Below are 14,740 nucleotides of genomic sequence, written 5' to 3'. Positions count from 1 at the left end.
TACGGGGGAGCCGCTCAGAGGCTCAGGGGGCTCTCGAACGGGCCGTCCTTGGGCGCGCCGCCGTTCCCGAACGGGTCGGAGCTCTTGAACGGGCTGTCGGCGCCGGCACCGCCGGCCCGGCCGCCGCCCATGAGGAACATGGCCGCGCCCATCAGGTCCTGCGGCTTGAGTTCCTGCGCGCCGGAGGGAACCTTGAGGTTGTCGCCGCCGCCCTTCTTGAAGCCGATGCCGACCGGCAGCGGGCCCTTGGGCTTGTCCTTGTCCTTGTCGTCGGCGAACTGCGCGATGTCGAAGGTCATCCCGGCGAGCATGCCGTCCTTGATGGCCAGGTCGACGGTGACGTTCTTGTCCGGGGTCTTGTCGAGGTCGCGGGTGAGCTCGTCGAGCTTGCCGGCCCGGTCGCCGAGCTTGTCCTTGAGCGGCTTGAGGCCCTCGGTGAAGTCCTTGGCTATCTTCTTCGCCGGGAGGGTGGCCGTGACGTGCTCGGCGCCGTCCTTCTTGCCCGCGTCCTTGACCTGGGCGTTGTCGGTCAGCGCGCGCTGCAGGGCCTCGAAGGCCCTCTTCTGCGTCTCCGGGTCCGGCGCGGGGCTCTTGCCCTTGCCGCTCTTGTCCATGGACTTGGCGAACTCCTCGAAGGACGCCGGGTCGACGCTGATCCAGTCGCCCTTGAGCGCGTTCTTGACGCTCGCCAGGGACGGGGGGAGCTCGTCGGCCTGCTTGAGCAGCTTCTCCATGGCCTCCGGGCCACGGGACTTGCTCTTGCCCTTGTCCTTGCCGTGCCGCTCGGCGAAGTCGGTGACCGACTTGAGGTCGAGGCGCACATAGCTCTTGCCGTCGACCTGGCGGGCCTCGAACACCGGCTTGGTGTCCTTGCGGGCCAGCCGGACGTCGTAGGTGAACGCCTTGTCGTCGGCCTTGGCGTCCTTGAGCGGCTTGTCGGCGCCGAAGGCGTAGGTCAGGCGCAGGGCGGCGAGCATGTCCGCGTCCTGGCGGGTGAAGTCGTCCGCGTCCTTCATGGCCGCGAATATCTGATCGGCGCCGCCGGTGAAGCCGATCTCCGTGGTGAGCGACTTCTGCTCGCCGAGCTTGTCGAACGCCTGCTTGACCTTGGCGGCCGTGCTGAGCTTGTTGCTCGGGTCGCAGGCGGTGGAACCCGCGGCGACGAGCGCCACGACACCGGCGGCGGCAAGAGCTTTTCGGGTGGTGTGGATGATGCGCTCCCCGTTTGACGGTCCTTGACAAAAGATCACTTAAATGCAAGCCGGTCGAACATGTCAAAGGGCTTTCACGACATCTTGCCGGGGAATGCCTGCGGATAGGCTCGGGGGGTGGAGCCGTACGAAGACAGAGCCCCTCGCCGACCCTGGGTGGTCGGTGTCTCCGGTGCGTCCGGGACGCCGTACGCGGCCGCCGTGGTGCGCGGACTGCTGGCGGCCGGTGAGGCGGTGGACCTCGTCGTCAGCCGGGCCGCGCGGCTGACGCTGCTGGACGAGACCGGGATCCGCTTCCGGGACGCGCACTGGCGGGAGGACCTGCGTGCCTGGCTGAGGCTGGGGGCGGACGGGAAGCCGCACTTCGACCCCGACATCTCGGGGGTGCGGTACTGGCCGGCGGGTGATCTGGCGGCGGGCCCGTCGTCGGGCTCGTACCCCGTGCGGGGGATGCTGATCGTGCCGGCGAGCACGGCGAGTGTGGCCGGAGTGGCCCTCGGCCTGTCGAAAGATCTGTTGCAGCGCGTGGCGAGCGTGACGCTCAAGGAGCGTCGGCCGTTGATCGTCGCGGTGCGGGAGACGCCGCTCAGCGGCCAGACGCTCAAGCAGCTCGTGGCGCTCGACGAAGCGGGAGCCGTGGTGCTGCCCGCCTCGCCGGCGTTCTACGCGGGGGCGACGCACATCCAGGATCTGGTGGACTTCGTCGCCGGGCGGGTGCTGGACGCGGCAGGGGTGCCGCACCGGCTGTACCGCCGTTGGGAAGGAGAGCTCGGTGGAGCGAGTGCGAGCGGGGCTCGCGATGCGGTCTAGCGCTTCTTCGCGCGCGGCAGGCGGAGCTTGGCCAGGGCGGCGCGCGGGTCGGGGGACTGGTGGGCACGCGAGCGGTTGGCCAGGTCCTGCAGCTCGCGCATACGGGCGTAGGCCATCTCGATCGAGTACACGGGGGCTTCACTCCTGAGGATCGAAGGATCGTCGTTGATTCACTGATCTGGTGAAAGATTTGCGGGGTACCAGGCCCCGTATGCCTTAGATTCTACACGCAAAACGGCGAGTTCGCTGATTATTGAAAGGTGCCAGGCAATGGACGCGGTGGACAGGCAGCTCATCCAGGCCCTGCGGGAGAACGGCCGGGCCTCGTACGCGGAGCTGGGCAGGCTGGTCGGCCTGTCCGGGCCGAGCGTCACGGACCGGATCAACCGCCTGGAAGCGGCGGGCGTCATCACCGGTTACCGGGCGACCGTCAACTCCGCGTCGCTCGGCCTCGGGGTCACGGCCCTGATCGGCATCCAGCTCTCGGACGCCGCCGACCACGAGGACGTGGCGCGCCGGCTGCGCGACCTGGAGGAGATCGAGGACTGCTGGTTCATCGCCGGCGACGACTCGTACATGCTCAAGGTCCGCGTGGGCGACGTCGACGGGCTGGAGCGCACCATCCGCCGCCTGTCCGGCACCAAGGGCGTCAGCCGCACCCGCACCACGATCGTGCTCTCCACCAAGTGGGAGAACCGGGTGGGTGAGCTGCCCGAGGACGTGTAAAAGCGGGGGAGTACGCTCGAAGCGGTCATCTGGAGCATCAGGAGAGGCGGGCGCACCCATGGACGCTGGGCTCAAGCGCGAGCTGGAGGAGAAGGTCTTCGCCGGGGAGCGGCTCACCCGTGAGGACGGCATCGCGCTCTACGAGTCCGACGACCTGGCCTGGCTGGGCGGGCTCGCGCACCACGTGCGCACCCGCAAGAACGGTGACGTCGTCCACTTCAACGTCAACCGGCACCTGAACATGACCAACGTGTGCACGGCGTCGTGCGCGTACTGCTCGTTCCAGCGCAAGCCGGGCGAGAAGGACGCGTACACGATGCGCATCGAGGAGGCCGTCCGCCTCGCCAAGGCGATGGAGAACGAGAACCTCACCGAGCTGCACATCGTCAACGGCCTGCACCCCACCCTGCCCTGGCGCTACTACCCGCGGTCGCTGAGGGCGCTCAAGGAGGCGCTGCCGAACGTCTCCCTGAAGGCCTTCACCGCCACCGAGATCCAGCACTTCGAGAAGATCTCCGGGCTGAGCGCCGACGAGATCCTCGACGAGCTGATCGACGCCGGTCTGGAGTCGCTGACCGGCGGTGGCGCGGAGATCTTCGACTGGGAGGTCCGCCAGCACATCGTCGACCACGACACCCACTGGGAGGACTGGTCGCGCATCCACCGCCTGGCGCACTCCAAGGGCCTCAAGGGTCCGTGCACGATGCTCTACGGGCACATCGAGGAGCCGCGTCACCGGGTGGACCACGTGCTGCGCCTGCGTGAGCTGCAGGACGAGACCGGCGGTTTCCATGTCTTCATCCCGCTGCGCTACCAGCACGACTTCGTGGACATGAAGGACGGCAAGGTCCGTAACCGCCTCCAGGCCCGGACCAGCATGGCCACCGGGGCCGAGGCGCTGAAGACCTTCGCCGTCTCGCGGCTGCTGTTCGACAACGTGCCGCACGTGAAGGTGTTCTGGGTCATGCACGGCGTCCAGACCGCCCAGCTCGCGCTGCAGCACGGCGCGGACGACATGGACGGCTCGGTCGTCGAGTACAAGATCACGCACGATGCCGACAACTACGGCACGCCGAACAAGCTGACCCGTGACGACCTGCTGGAGCTCATCCGCGAGGCGGGCTTCCGGCCGGTCGAGCGCAACACGCGCTACGAGATCATCCGTGAGTACCCGGGCCCGGACGCCTCGCTGCGCGAGTCGCCGCAGCCGATGCGCCTCTGAGATCCACTTCGGGTCGTGCTGTACTGAACAGACCCCCTTGGCCGCCGTTGAGAAGAAGGTCTTGTCCGTGAGTAGCCAGAAGTACGCCTCGCTCCGCTACACCGCTTCGCGTGTCGGACTGCTCATCGCCTGCTTCGCCTTCGTCTGGGTGCTCTGCTACGCGCGGATCATCCCGCTCGGTGTGGGCAGCTCGAACCTGGTGTGGATGGTGCTGCTCGCGCTCATCCTCTCCGCGCCGCTCAGCTGGGTGCTGCTGCGCAAGCAGCGCGACGCCATGTCCGAGCAGATCGTGGAGCGCGTGGACCGGGCGAAGGCGCGGATCAACGCGAACGCCGGCCAGGAGGACGGGGTGTAAATCACCCCAATCACGAGCAAGGCGTGTAAGTCTCCTCACACTCTCCTCACAGCTTCCCGACGCCCTGTGGCGGAACACCCGTTCCGCCGCAGGGCGTCGGCGCGTTTCGGGGCCGCGTGCGCCTCAAAGATTTCCTTTGAGTGCCCCAAAGCATGGGTGTTACCGTGTTCGGCATGTCGACGCCCCCGTCCAACCCGGCGTCCGCTCAGCGCGGGCGCATATCGCGCATCCTCAATGTCCCCTTCTGGGCCCAGATCCTGCTCGGCCTCGTGCTGGGCGCCCTGCTGGGCTGGGCCGCCAAGAGCGGTGACATCGGCTGGCTGCAGACCACCCTCGACAAGATCGGTGGCATCTTCGTCCAGCTGCTGATGGTCGTGGTCGCCCCCCTGGTCTTCTTCGCCATCCTGGTCTCGATCACCAACCTGCGGAACGTCTCCAACGCCGCCCGGCTGGCCACCCGGACCCTGCTCTGGTTCATGATCACGTCGCTGATCGCGGTCGTCATCGGCCTCGCCATCGGCCTGCTCACCGACCCGGGCTCCGGCACCGGCCTCACCGCCGCCGACGGCGCCGAGCCCAAGAAGCACGGCTCCTGGCTGGACTTCCTCACCGGGATCGTCCCCAAGGACGTCATCACGCCGTTCACCGAGCTGAACGTGCTGCAGATCGTCTTCATGGCCGCCGTCGCCGGCATCGCCGTCCTCCAGGTCGGCGAGAAGGCCCAGCCGCTGCTCGCCTTCAGCGAGTCCGTGCTGGAGCTGCTGCAGAAGGTCCTGTGGTGGGTCATCCGGCTCGCCCCGCTGGGCAGCCTCGGCCTGGTCGGCAAGGCCATCTACACCTACGGCTGGGGCCTGATCAGCAAGTACGCCACGTTCACGGCCGACATCTACGTGGGCTGCGCCATCGTGCTGTTCGGCGTCTACCCGCTGCTGCTGGCCACGGTCGCCAAGGTCAACCCGCTGCGCTTCTTCAAGGGCGCCTGGCCCGCGATCCAGCTGGCCTTCGTCTCCCGCTCCTCCGTCGGCACGATGCCGCTGACGCAGAAGGTCACCGAGCGGCTCGGCGTGCCCAAGGAGTACGCCTCCTTCGCGGTGCCGTTCGGCTCGACGACGAAGATGGACGGCTGCGCCTCGATCTACCCGGCCATCGCCGCGATCTTCGTGGCCCAGGTCTTCGACGTGCCGCTGGAGATCAAGGACTACGTCCTGATCGCCTTCGTCTCGGTGATCGGCTCGGCCGCGACCGCCGGTCTGACCGGCGCGACCGTGATGCTGACCCTGACGCTGTCGACGCTGGGCCTGCCGATGGCGGGTGTGGGTCTGCTGCTGGCCATAGACCCGATCGTCGACATGATGCGTACCGCCACCAATGTGGCCGGGCAGTCGGTCGTGCCGATCCTCGTGGCCGCCCGGGAGAACATCCTCGACCGGAAGGCCTACGAGAGCGCGGACGGCTCGCACCTGGAGCCGCAGCCGCAGCCCGCCGCCGCGTGACGGCTTGATCGGTACCCTTGACGTCCCTCCTCCCCGTGATATTACCTGCCGGTAATGTGACGGGGGGGAGGGATTTTTGTGGTGAATGTCGTAGATGACGCACAGGTGATACCGACCATGGGCCTCGCACCGGCCGGAGCCGGGCCCACCGCGCCGGAGCCCAAGGCGAAGCGGAGGGGCGGCAGCGGCAAGATCAGGCGCATGCCGCGGGAGGTACGCGAGCGGCAGATGCTCGACGCCGCCGTGGAGGTCTTCGCCCGGCGCGGCTACAGCGCGGCGTCCATGGACGAGATCGCGGAGCTTGCCGGGGCGTCGAAGCCGCTGGTCTACCTCTATCTGAACTCCAAGGAAGACCTCTTCAGCGCCTGCATCCGGCGCGAGGCCGAGGCGCTGATGGCGGCGGTCAAGGCCGCGAGCGAGCCGGACGCCCCCGCCGACGCCCGGCTGTGGAACGGGCTGCGCGCCTTCTTCGCGCACACCGCCGAGCACCCCTCGGGCTGGGCCGTGCTCAGCTGCCAGGCCCGTACGCACGGGGAGCCGTTCGCGGTCGTGGTGGCCGAGCTGCGGCAGGAGATCGTCCGGCTCGTCACCGCCCTCATCGCGGCCACGGCGGCCGCGGCCGGTTGCACCGCCCCGCCGGCCGGGCACGAGGTCTCCGGCCTGGCACACGCCCTCGTGGGCGCCGCCGAATCGCTCGCCTGCTGGGCCAATACGCGCGGGGACGCCGTCTCCTCGGCGCGGGAGACGGCCGAGACGCTGATGAACATCGCCTGGATGGGGCTGGAGAACCTCATGAACGGGCGCCGGTGGGTACCCGACGCCCGTTCATGACTCCCCTCCTGCCGCGGCGGCGGGCCGCCGCGGCCCGCCGCCCGGCTCCCGCCGCCCCGGCGGCGGGCCCTTCCGGTGCGCATCACCCTATTCCGGGCGCGAGGCGGCCTGTATCGGCCGAACGGGCAGGGCCGGACCGGCCGTGAGGACGAGGAGGCGCTCTGGTCGGAGGGGGCCCGGAGGCGTACCTTTACGGCCATAGTTTTACCGCTGAGTAAGGTTACTTATCGGTCTCTTGTGGGTCTGGAACAGGAGCCGCACGTGTCCGTACCGCGCAGCGAAGCCCTCGCCTTTCTCGTCCCGCCCCGCACGACGGCCGTCGCCGGCGTCGTGCGCGAGGCGTCCGTGCCCCCGCTGGCACCGCCCGTCCACGACGGCTCCCTCGGCGACCTGCCGTTCCACAACGCCGCCGTCGCCCCCGCCGACATCGTCCTGGGCCGCAAGCAGACCGACGGCCTCTGGCGCGACGTCAGCGCCGCCCGCTTCGCCGCCGAGGTGCTGGCCGTCGCCAAGGGCCTGATCGCCCACGGCCTGCGCCCCGGTGAACGGCTCGCCATCATGGCCCGCACCCGCTACGAGTGGACGCTGCTGGACTTCGCGGCCTGGGCGGCCGGCCTGGTCACCGTCCCCGTCTACCCCACCTCCTCCGCCGTGCAGGTCCGCTGGATCCTCGCCGACTCCCGGGCGGCCGCCTGCGTCGTCGAGAGCGCCGGGCAGATGAAGCTCGTCGGCGCCGAGCGCGCGGCGTTACCCGGCCTCGCCCACGTCTGGCAGATGGACGCCGGGGCGGTCGCTCTGCTCGCCGCCGCCGGCCGGTCCCTGCCGGACGACGCGGTCGCCGAACGCCGCGCCGCCCGCACCCCCGACGACATCGCCACCCTCATCTACACCTCCGGCACCACCGGCCGCCCCAAGGGCTGCGTCCTCACGCACGCCAACTTCTTCACCGAAGTCGACAACGCCACCGAACTGCTGCACCCCGTCTTCCGGGCCGTCAGCAAGGAACCCGCCGCCACACTCCTGTTCCTGCCGCTCGCGCACGTCTTCGGCCGCATGGTCGCGGTCGGCTGCCTGCGGGCGCGCGTACGGCTCGGCCACGCGCCGTCCCTCAGCGGCGACGAACTCCGCGCGGACCTCGCCGGCTTCCGGCCCACGTTCCTGCTGGCCATCCCCTACGTCCTGGAGCGGATCTACAACACCGGCCGGGCCACCGCCGAACAGCTCGGCCGCGCCGGTGCCTTCGACCGCGCCGCCCTCGTCGCCCGCCGCTACGCCGAGGCGAGCGCCGCCCGCGAGCACGGCACCGGCCCCGGCCCCGACCCACGCCTGCGGGCCGCCCGGGCCCTGTACGACGCGCTCGTCTACCGGCACATCCGCGCCGCCCTCGGGGGCAGGGTCCGCTACGTCATCAGCGGCGGCTCCCCGCTCGGCAGGCGGCTCGCCGCCTTCTACACGGGCGCCGGCGTCGAGGTCTTCGAGGGCTATGGCCTGACGGAGACCACGGCCGCCAGCACCCTCACCCCGCCGCTGCGCCCCCGGCCCGGCACGGTCGGCTGGCCGCTGCCCGGCAGCGCGGTGCGCATCGCCGGGGACGGGGAGGTGCTGCTGCGCGGCGGCCACGTCTTCGCCGGCTACTGGGACGCCGGCCGGCAGGAGGCCGTGCCGCCGGCGCCGGGGGAGTGGTTCGCCACCGGTGACCTGGGCACCCTCGACGAGGACGGCTACCTCACCATCACCGGCCGCAAGAAGGAGCTCATCGTCACCTCCAGCGGCAAGAACGTCGCCCCCGCCCCGCTGGAGGACCGGCTGCGCGCCCACCCCCTCGTCGAGCAGTGCGCGGTCGTCGGCGACAACCGCCCCTACCTCACCGCCCTGATCACCCTCGACCCCGAAGGGCTCGCGCACTGGCAGGGCATGCACGGCATGGAGGACGTGCCGGTCCACGAACTCGTCGGCGACAAGGCGCTGCTGGCCTTGCTGGGGGAGGCGGTGGAGGAGGTCAACAGGACCGTGTCGCGGGCGGAGGCGATCCGCCGGTTCGCGGTGCTGGCGGTGCGGTTCACCGAGGAGAGCGGGCATCTGACGCCGTCGATGAAGCTCAAGCGCGCCGTCGTCGAGCGGGACTTCGCGGCGGAGATCGAGGACCTGTACCGGTCGTGAGCGCGGGCCCCGGACGGTCCCGGGGCCCGCCTCCGGCGCGGTGTGGCCTAGCAGTTGCCGCCCGTCGCCCTGCCCGCGAAGCGGTCCGCGAGCCAGTTCGCGGCCGGCACCGATTCGCTGATCACGCCCAGGACGTGTTCCCCCAGCGGCAGCGACTTCCACTGCACCGAGGCCCCCTTGGCACACCAGTCCGCGCGCAGCTGCTTGCCGACCGCGTAGGGGACCAGCTCGTCGATGACCCCGTGGTAGAGGTACACGGGGCGGTCCGGGGCGCGCGTGCCCAGGCGCGAGGAGCGCAGTACGCGCTGCCAGTCGCTCTCGTACAGCGGGTTCTTGACCGTCACGTCCTCGATGCGTTTGAAGAGCCCGGCGACGGTGTCGACGACCACGCAGTGCTTCTTGAGGAAGTCGACGTAGGCGCGGCCCTTGTCGTTGAGGTAGCTGTCGAGCTTCAGCTCGGGGTAGGCCGCGTTCTGCCCGGTGGCGGCCATGAGGACCAGGCCCGCCCCGATGCCGCCGTTGTTGTAGTCGGCGGTCTTCAGCAGGTCGGCGGGTACGCCGCCGGTGGCCGTGCCGCGCAGGTCCAGTTCGGGGGCGTACGAGTCGTGGAGCTCGGCGGCCCAGCTGCTCGCCTGGCCGCCCTGGGAGTAGCCCATGATGCCGACCGGGGACTTCTTCCCCAGTCCGGCCGCGGGCAGCCGCTGGGCGGCGCGGGCGGCGTCGAGGACGGCGTGCCCCTCGGCGCGCCCGACGGCGTAGGTGTGCTCGCCCGGGGTGCCCAGGCCCTCGTAGTCGGTGACCGCCACGGCCCAGCCGCGCGCGGTCAGCAGCTGGATGAGGTTGGCCTCCATGGTGGTGCCGCGCGGGAAGCCGGCCGAGGGGGCGCAGTGGTCGGCGATGCCGACGGTGCCGACGGCGTAGCTGACCAGGGGGCGCGGGCCCGTCCGGCCGTCCTGGGGGACGATCACCGTGCCGGAGACGACGTTGGGGGCGCCCCTGGCGGTGGTGGAGCGGTAGGTGATGTGCCAGGCCTTGGTGTTGGTGGGCTGGCCCGGCAGGGGGTGGAAGGAGGTGGGGGCTGAGCTGACGATGTCGCCGGGTGCCCCGGCCCGTTCGTCGGCCGAGGCGGTGCCGCCCGCCAGGCCGAACGAGACGGCCAGCGCGGCGACGGCGGCGAGGGCTCTGGTGCGCAGGTGCATGCGGCTCTCCCAGCTGTTCCGGATGAAGCAGGTGGAGGTGAAGCACTGGAGCCGACCGTAGTGACGCGCCGGTAAGGCGGCGTTGGCCGGGACGCTCAGCTTTCCTGACCGCGAACGTCGCCGCCACAGGGCCCGCTCAGGCCGAGCCGGTAGGCACCCGGTGTGGTGCCCGTCCAACGGCGGAACGCCCGGTGGAAGGCGGTGTCCTCGGAGAACCCCAGCCGGGCCGCCAGCTGGGCGATCGGCTCCCGCCCCTCCGTGAGCCCGGTGAGCGCCGCCTCCCGCCGCACCTGGTCCTTGAGCCGCTGGTAGGAGGTGCCCTCCTCCTGCAGCCGGCGGCGCAGCGTCGCCGGGCTCACCGCCAGCCGCGCCGCCAGCTGCGCCGCCTCCGGCAGGCGTGCCGGCCGGCCCTCGCCCAGCGCCCGCAGGAAGGCGCGCCGCACCTGCTCGGCCACCGTCGTGCCGTACTCGTGCCGGCTCAGCAGCTCCGCCGGGGCCCGGCGCAGCAGCTCCCGCAGGCCGTCCTCGTCGCGCACCACGGGCGCCGCCAGCCACCGCGCGTCGAACCCGGCGGCGGCCATCGGGGCGGGCCCCGCCCCGAACCGCACGGGGCAGCCGAACATCAGCCCGTACTCGGCGGCGTAGGGCGGGGCGGAGTAGGCGAAGCCGGCCCAGCGCAGCGGGATGCGGCGGCCGATGAGCCAGCTCGCCAGCCGGTGCCAGATGAGCATCATGCATTCGGCGAGGAACCGGCCCTCCGCATGGCCGTGCAGGTCGTTGCGGACGGCGAACACCGCCTCGCGGTCGCGCTGTTCGAGGGCGAGGTCCGGGCCGCCGGGGAAGAGGCCGTAGAAGCGCGCCGCCCGTTCGAGCACCGCGCCCAGGTCGCGGCAGCCGACGCAGGCGTAGCACATCATCGCGAACGTCCCCGGCCTGCTGGGCGAGGGGCTCAGCCCCATGAACTCGTCCTGTGTCGCCCGGTGCAGCTCCCGCACCAGATGGGCGAACTGTTCGGGCGTCACCCTCGCCCGGTCGTCGCCGAGCAGCAGCGGGGGGATGCCCGCCCGTTGCAGCAGCGGCACGGTGTCGATGCCGAGCCCGCGCGCGCCGGCGAGCGCGGCCCGTACGTAGTGCACGGTGATCGTCCGCCTGCCCATGCCCTGCACGGTAACTCCGGTTGAGCGTCCGGGTCAGTGGTGCTGACGATTCCGGTCATCCCCGTGGGACGGGTGGGCTTCATAGCGTCGGCGTGTACGTCATCCGTACGTCCGTGCACCGACCAGGGAGGCGTCGTGGAGCAGCGGGAACCGCAACGGCCGGACACGCTCGCGCAATTCATCGAATGGGCGGCCGAACGGTACGGGGATCTGCCCGCGCTGCGCCACCGCCCACGGGCCGGTGACGGCCCCGGCGACGGCTGGACGGAGACCGGCTACGACCGGCTGCGGGAGATCGTACGGACCGTCGGGCGCGGCCTGCTCACCCTTGGGGTGCGCCCGGACGACCGGGTGGCGATCCTGTCGGAGACGCGGCCGGAGTGGACCCACGCCCACTTCGCGGTGCTGGCCGCCGGGGCGGTCGTGGTGCCGGTCTACCCGACGGCCAGTGAGGGCGAACTGGCCTGGGTGCTGGGGGACTCGGGCGTCTCGGTCGTCATCTGCGAGAACGCCGCCCAGGCGGCGCGCGTGGAGGCGGTCCGGGCGAAGCTGCCCCAGCTGCGGCAGGTGGTGCTCATCGACGGGGACGGGAGCGACGCCCCGGTGCTGGGGCGGTTGCCGGTGCGGGCGTCGCTCGCGGAATTCCTCGCGCGCGGCGCGGCCCGCCGGAGCGAGGACCTGTGCACCATCATCTACACCTCCGGCACCACCGGCCTGCCCAAGGGGTGCCGGCTCACGCACGGCAACATCGTCGCCAACCAGGACGCGACCGCCCACCTCTCCGAGGGCGGGCCGGGCGACACCACCTACCTCTACCTCCCGCTCGCCCACGTCTTCGGCCAGCTCGTCGAGCTGACGTCGCTGCGCCGTGGCGGCGCGCTGTGCTACTTCGGTGGCCGGGTCGAGAACGTCGTCGCCGAGCTGGCCGAGGTCAGGCCCACGCATCTGCCGTCCGTGCCCCGCCTGTTCGAGAAGGTGCACGCGGGCGTCGTCTCCCTGGCCGAGGCCCGGGGAGCGGAGGGAGCGGACCGTCTGGCGGCGGCGGTGCGGACCGGGCTGGCGGTGGCCGGGGCGCGCGAGAGGGGCGAGGGGATCACCGGGGAGCTGCGGGCGGCGTGGGAGGCGGCGGAGGAGAGCGTGTTCGCGCCGGTCCGGGCGGTCTTCGGCGGCCGGCTGCGCTGGGCCCTGACCGGGGCCGCGCCCATCGCGCCGCAGACCCTGGACTTCCTGCGTGCCTGCGGCATCGACGTCTACGAGGGCTACGGCATGACCGAGAGCTCGGGCGTGCTCACCCTCAACCGCCGGGGCGCGGTGCGCTACGGAACGGTCGGGCAGGCGGTGGAGGGGTGCGAGGTGCGGATCGCGGCGGACGGGGAGGTCCTGGCCCGGGGGCCGGGCGTCTTCCCCGGCTACCACGGCGACCCGGCGGCGAGCGCCGAGGCCGTCGACGCCGACGGCTGGCTGCACACCGGGGACATCGGCACGCTGGACGCGGACGGCTACCTCACCATCACCGGCCGCAAGAAGGACCTGATCATCACCTCGAGCGGCAAGAACCTCACGCCCTCGCTGGTGGAGTTCGCCCTCCAGCAGTCCCGCTGGATATCCCGCGCCGTCATGATCGGCGACCGTCGCCCGTACCCGGTGGCGCTGCTCACCCTCGACGCGGAGGAGATCGCGGCCTGGGCCGCCCGCGCGGGCGTGGACCTCGGGGACGGCCCCGCCGCCCGGCACCCGGCCGTGCGCGGGCTCTGCCAGGAGGCGGTGGACGCGGCCAACGAGCAGGTCTCCCGGCCGTCGCGGATCCGTGCGTTCACGGTCCTGGACGAGGACTTCACCGTCGCGAGCGGGGAGCTGACGCCCACCCTCAAAGTCCGGCGCGCGGCGATCTGCGAGCGCTATGCGGCGGAAATCGACGCGATGTACGAACGGGAGGAGTAAAGGGGCCCGTGTGAAAGAAGTGGCCCGAGTGACCTGAGTTGCCTCAGTGAAAGGGGTTAAGAATCCGGGTCCCGGGAACGGAAAGGGCCGGGAAAAGGCAGGAGCCCTGCCTTCCGCCGGAGCGGGAGGCAGGGCACCTTGGGTACAGCACGTCGACCGCGATCGGTCGAGCCGTCGTACCGGAAGGATCCGAGGATCAGACCGGGGTGACGTTCTCCGCCTGCGGACCCTTCGGGCCCTGCGTGACGTCGAAGTTGACCTGCTGGTTCTCCTCGAGGGAGCGGAAGCCAGAGGCGTTGATCGCGGAGTAGTGAACGAAGACGTCGGGGCCCCCGCCGTCCTGGGCGATGAAGCCAAAGCCCTTTTCAGCGTTGAACCACTTCACGGTTCCGGTAGCCATAAAGCCCTCCTTGGGCCCAAAGGGTTGCCCTGCTCCAGAACCTGCGAGAAGTCTGAAAACTACAAAAGCCTGCGGGTCACATGCTCCGCAGGCTCTGTACTGCAAGGGAAACCAAACTGCAACTTGCGGCGAGCCTAGCACGCGATGTTCTCGCGCGGAAGGAGTCGAAGATCACGCTCAAGGCGGGTTTTCGGGCCCTTCGCGACGGAAAAGATCGCTGGTCGGGCACCGGTCGGGCGGACCCCGGCCCGGCGGCCCCGACCGCCCGGGGCTAGCCTCCGGATGTGGACAATTCAGCCTCAGACGTAGCGATCGCCGACGACGTGCCGCAGCCGCTCCGCGCCCGCCCGCGCGTCGGCCACATCCAGTTCCTCAACTGCCTGCCCCTCTACTGGGGCCTGGCCCGGACCGGCACGCTGCTCGATCTGGATCTGACCAAGGACACCCCCGAGAAGCTCAGCGAGCAGCTCGTACGGGGCGAGCTCGACATCGCCCCCGTCACCCTGGTCGAGTTCCTGAAGAACGCCGACGAGCTCGTCGCGCTGCCCGACATCGCGGTCGGCTGCGACGGCCCCGTCATGTCGTGCGTGATCGTCTCGCAGCTGCCGCTGGACAGGCTGGACGGCGCCAGGGTCGCCCTCGGCTCCACCTCCCGCACCTCCGTGCGGCTGGCGCAGCTGCTGCTCGCCGAGCGCTACGGCGTGCGACCCGACTACTACAGCTGCCCGCCCGACCTCGCCGCGATGATGCAGGAGGCGGACGCCGCCGTCCTCATCGGTGACGCCGCCCTGCGGGCCTCGCTGCACGACGCGCCCCGGCTGGGCCTGGAGGTCCACGACCTCGGGCAGATGTGGAAGGACTGGACGGGCCTGCCGTTCGTCTTCGCCGTGTGGGCCGCCCGCCGCGACTACCTGGCCCGTGAGCCGCGCATCGTCGCCAAGGTGCACGAGGCGTTCCTGGCCTCCCGCGACCTGTCCCTGCAGGAGGTCGGCAAGGTCGCCGAGCAGGCCGCGCGCTGGGAGTCGTTCGACGCGGAGCTGCTGGAGCGCTACTTCACGACGCTGGACTTCCGCTTCGGCCCCGAGCAGCTGGCCGGAGTGGCGGAGTTCGCCCGCCGCACCGGGCCGACGACCGGCTTCCCCGCCGATGTGCGGGTGGAACTGCTGAAGCCCTGACCCCTCCGGGGAGGGATCAGGGCTTCAGCCGTGCGAGAGGTGCGGCGCCGGGCTCCCGTG

General features: G+C 71.0%; 14 protein-coding genes. 9 read left to right on the top strand and 5 right to left on the bottom strand.

Annotated features, from left to right (window positions below; translation table 11 throughout):
* Positions 1-14: 14 nt before the first annotated feature.
* Entirely contained in the window at positions 15-1,172 is a 1,158-nt protein-coding gene (locus tag ABZ956_RS27335) for a hypothetical protein (RefSeq protein WP_361899028.1), read from the bottom strand.
* Between the two features lie 156 nt (positions 1,173-1,328).
* Here ABZ956_RS27335 and ABZ956_RS27330 point away from each other — a divergent pair, with 156 nt between their 5' ends.
* Entirely contained in the window at positions 1,329-2,021 is a 693-nt protein-coding gene (locus ABZ956_RS27330; RefSeq protein WP_361899025.1) for a UbiX family flavin prenyltransferase, read from the top strand.
* Here ABZ956_RS27330 and ABZ956_RS27325 read toward each other — a convergent pair.
* A complete protein-coding gene (locus tag ABZ956_RS27325) occupies positions 2,018-2,152 on the bottom strand; it encodes a hypothetical protein (protein WP_360916677.1) in 135 nt (44 codons plus the stop codon). The genes ABZ956_RS27330 and ABZ956_RS27325 overlap by 4 nt on opposite strands.
* 139 nt (positions 2,153-2,291) lie before the next feature.
* Between ABZ956_RS27325 and ABZ956_RS27320 the strand changes: the two genes are divergently transcribed.
* The 6 genes from ABZ956_RS27320 to ABZ956_RS27295 all read left to right on the top strand — a co-directional run bounded on the left by ABZ956_RS27320 (position 2,292) and on the right by ABZ956_RS27295 (position 8,808).
* Complete coding sequence (locus tag ABZ956_RS27320) at positions 2,292-2,747, top strand: Lrp/AsnC family transcriptional regulator (protein ID WP_099199332.1); 456 nt, start codon at positions 2,292-2,294, stop codon at positions 2,745-2,747.
* A gap of 58 nt (positions 2,748-2,805) precedes the next feature.
* Positions 2,806-3,969, top strand: a complete 1,164-nt coding sequence (gene mqnE / locus ABZ956_RS27315) for an aminofutalosine synthase MqnE (RefSeq protein ID WP_361899021.1) — start codon at positions 2,806-2,808, stop codon at positions 3,967-3,969.
* Between the two features lie 67 nt (positions 3,970-4,036).
* Positions 4,037-4,324 (top strand): DUF4229 domain-containing protein, encoded by a 288-nt coding sequence (locus tag ABZ956_RS27310; RefSeq protein WP_071965545.1) that lies wholly within the window; start codon positions 4,037-4,039, stop codon positions 4,322-4,324.
* 173 nt (positions 4,325-4,497) lie between these two features.
* Complete coding sequence (locus ABZ956_RS27305; RefSeq protein WP_361899018.1) at positions 4,498-5,817, top strand: dicarboxylate/amino acid:cation symporter; 1,320 nt, start codon at positions 4,498-4,500, stop codon at positions 5,815-5,817.
* Positions 5,818-6,018: 201 nt separating this feature from the next.
* A complete protein-coding gene (locus tag ABZ956_RS27300; protein WP_361899144.1) occupies positions 6,019-6,648 on the top strand; it encodes a TetR/AcrR family transcriptional regulator in 630 nt (209 codons plus the stop codon).
* A 330-nt stretch (positions 6,649-6,978) separates the two neighbouring features.
* Positions 6,979-8,808 carry an AMP-dependent synthetase/ligase gene (locus ABZ956_RS27295; RefSeq protein WP_361899142.1) on the top strand — a complete coding sequence of 610 codons (1,830 nt, stop codon included), beginning with the start codon at positions 6,979-6,981 and terminating at the stop codon, positions 8,806-8,808.
* Positions 8,809-8,855: 47 nt separating this feature from the next.
* Here ABZ956_RS27295 and ABZ956_RS27290 read toward each other — a convergent pair whose 3' ends face one another.
* Together ABZ956_RS27290 and ABZ956_RS27285 are read right to left on the bottom strand one after the other, a co-directional pair.
* Positions 8,856-10,007: a lipase family protein gene (locus tag ABZ956_RS27290; protein WP_361899015.1), complete on the bottom strand. Its 1,152-nt coding sequence runs from the start codon at positions 10,005-10,007 to the stop codon at positions 8,856-8,858.
* Between the two features lie 95 nt (positions 10,008-10,102).
* Positions 10,103-11,164: an AraC family transcriptional regulator gene (locus ABZ956_RS27285; RefSeq protein ID WP_361899012.1), complete on the bottom strand. Its 1,062-nt coding sequence runs from the start codon at positions 11,162-11,164 to the stop codon at positions 10,103-10,105.
* A gap of 135 nt (positions 11,165-11,299) precedes the next feature.
* Between ABZ956_RS27285 and ABZ956_RS27280 the strand changes: the two genes are divergently transcribed.
* Positions 11,300-13,105 carry a long-chain fatty acid--CoA ligase gene (locus ABZ956_RS27280; protein WP_361899010.1) on the top strand — a complete coding sequence of 602 codons (1,806 nt, stop codon included), beginning with the start codon at positions 11,300-11,302 and terminating at the stop codon, positions 13,103-13,105.
* Positions 13,106-13,301: 196 nt separating this feature from the next.
* Here ABZ956_RS27280 and ABZ956_RS27275 read toward each other — a convergent pair whose 3' ends face one another.
* A complete protein-coding gene (locus ABZ956_RS27275; RefSeq protein WP_003984261.1) occupies positions 13,302-13,505 on the bottom strand; it encodes a cold-shock protein in 204 nt (67 codons plus the stop codon).
* A 284-nt stretch (positions 13,506-13,789) separates the two neighbouring features.
* On the opposite strand from ABZ956_RS27275, the gene ABZ956_RS27270 reads away from it, so the two are divergent.
* Complete coding sequence (locus ABZ956_RS27270) at positions 13,790-14,680, top strand: menaquinone biosynthesis protein (protein WP_361899007.1); 891 nt, start codon at positions 13,790-13,792, stop codon at positions 14,678-14,680.
* The last annotated feature ends 60 nt before the right edge of the window (positions 14,681-14,740 follow it).

The organism is Streptomyces sp. NPDC046261 (genome assembly GCF_040646235.1).
Lineage (GTDB): Bacteria > Actinomycetota > Actinomycetes > Streptomycetales > Streptomycetaceae > Streptomyces.
This window is presented reverse-complemented; position numbering and strand designations above follow the sequence as displayed.

Coding starts and splice junctions, on each gene's coding strand:
- ABZ956_RS27320 (WP_099199332.1), top strand. CDS start 2,292: ATGGACGCGGTGGACAGGCAGCTCATCCAGGCCCTGCGGGAGAACGGC.
- mqnE (WP_361899021.1), top strand. CDS start 2,806: ATGGACGCTGGGCTCAAGCGCGAGCTGGAGGAGAAGGTCTTCGCCGGG.
- ABZ956_RS27305 (WP_361899018.1), top strand. CDS start 4,498: ATGTCGACGCCCCCGTCCAACCCGGCGTCCGCTCAGCGCGGGCGCATA.
- ABZ956_RS27300 (WP_361899144.1), top strand. CDS start 6,019: ATGCCGCGGGAGGTACGCGAGCGGCAGATGCTCGACGCCGCCGTGGAG.
- ABZ956_RS27290 (WP_361899015.1), bottom strand. CDS start 10,007: ATGCACCTGCGCACCAGAGCCCTCGCCGCCGTCGCCGCGCTGGCCGTC.
- ABZ956_RS27285 (WP_361899012.1), bottom strand. CDS start 11,164: ATGGGCAGGCGGACGATCACCGTGCACTACGTACGGGCCGCGCTCGCC.
- ABZ956_RS27275 (WP_003984261.1), bottom strand. CDS start 13,505: ATGGCTACCGGAACCGTGAAGTGGTTCAACGCTGAAAAGGGCTTTGGC.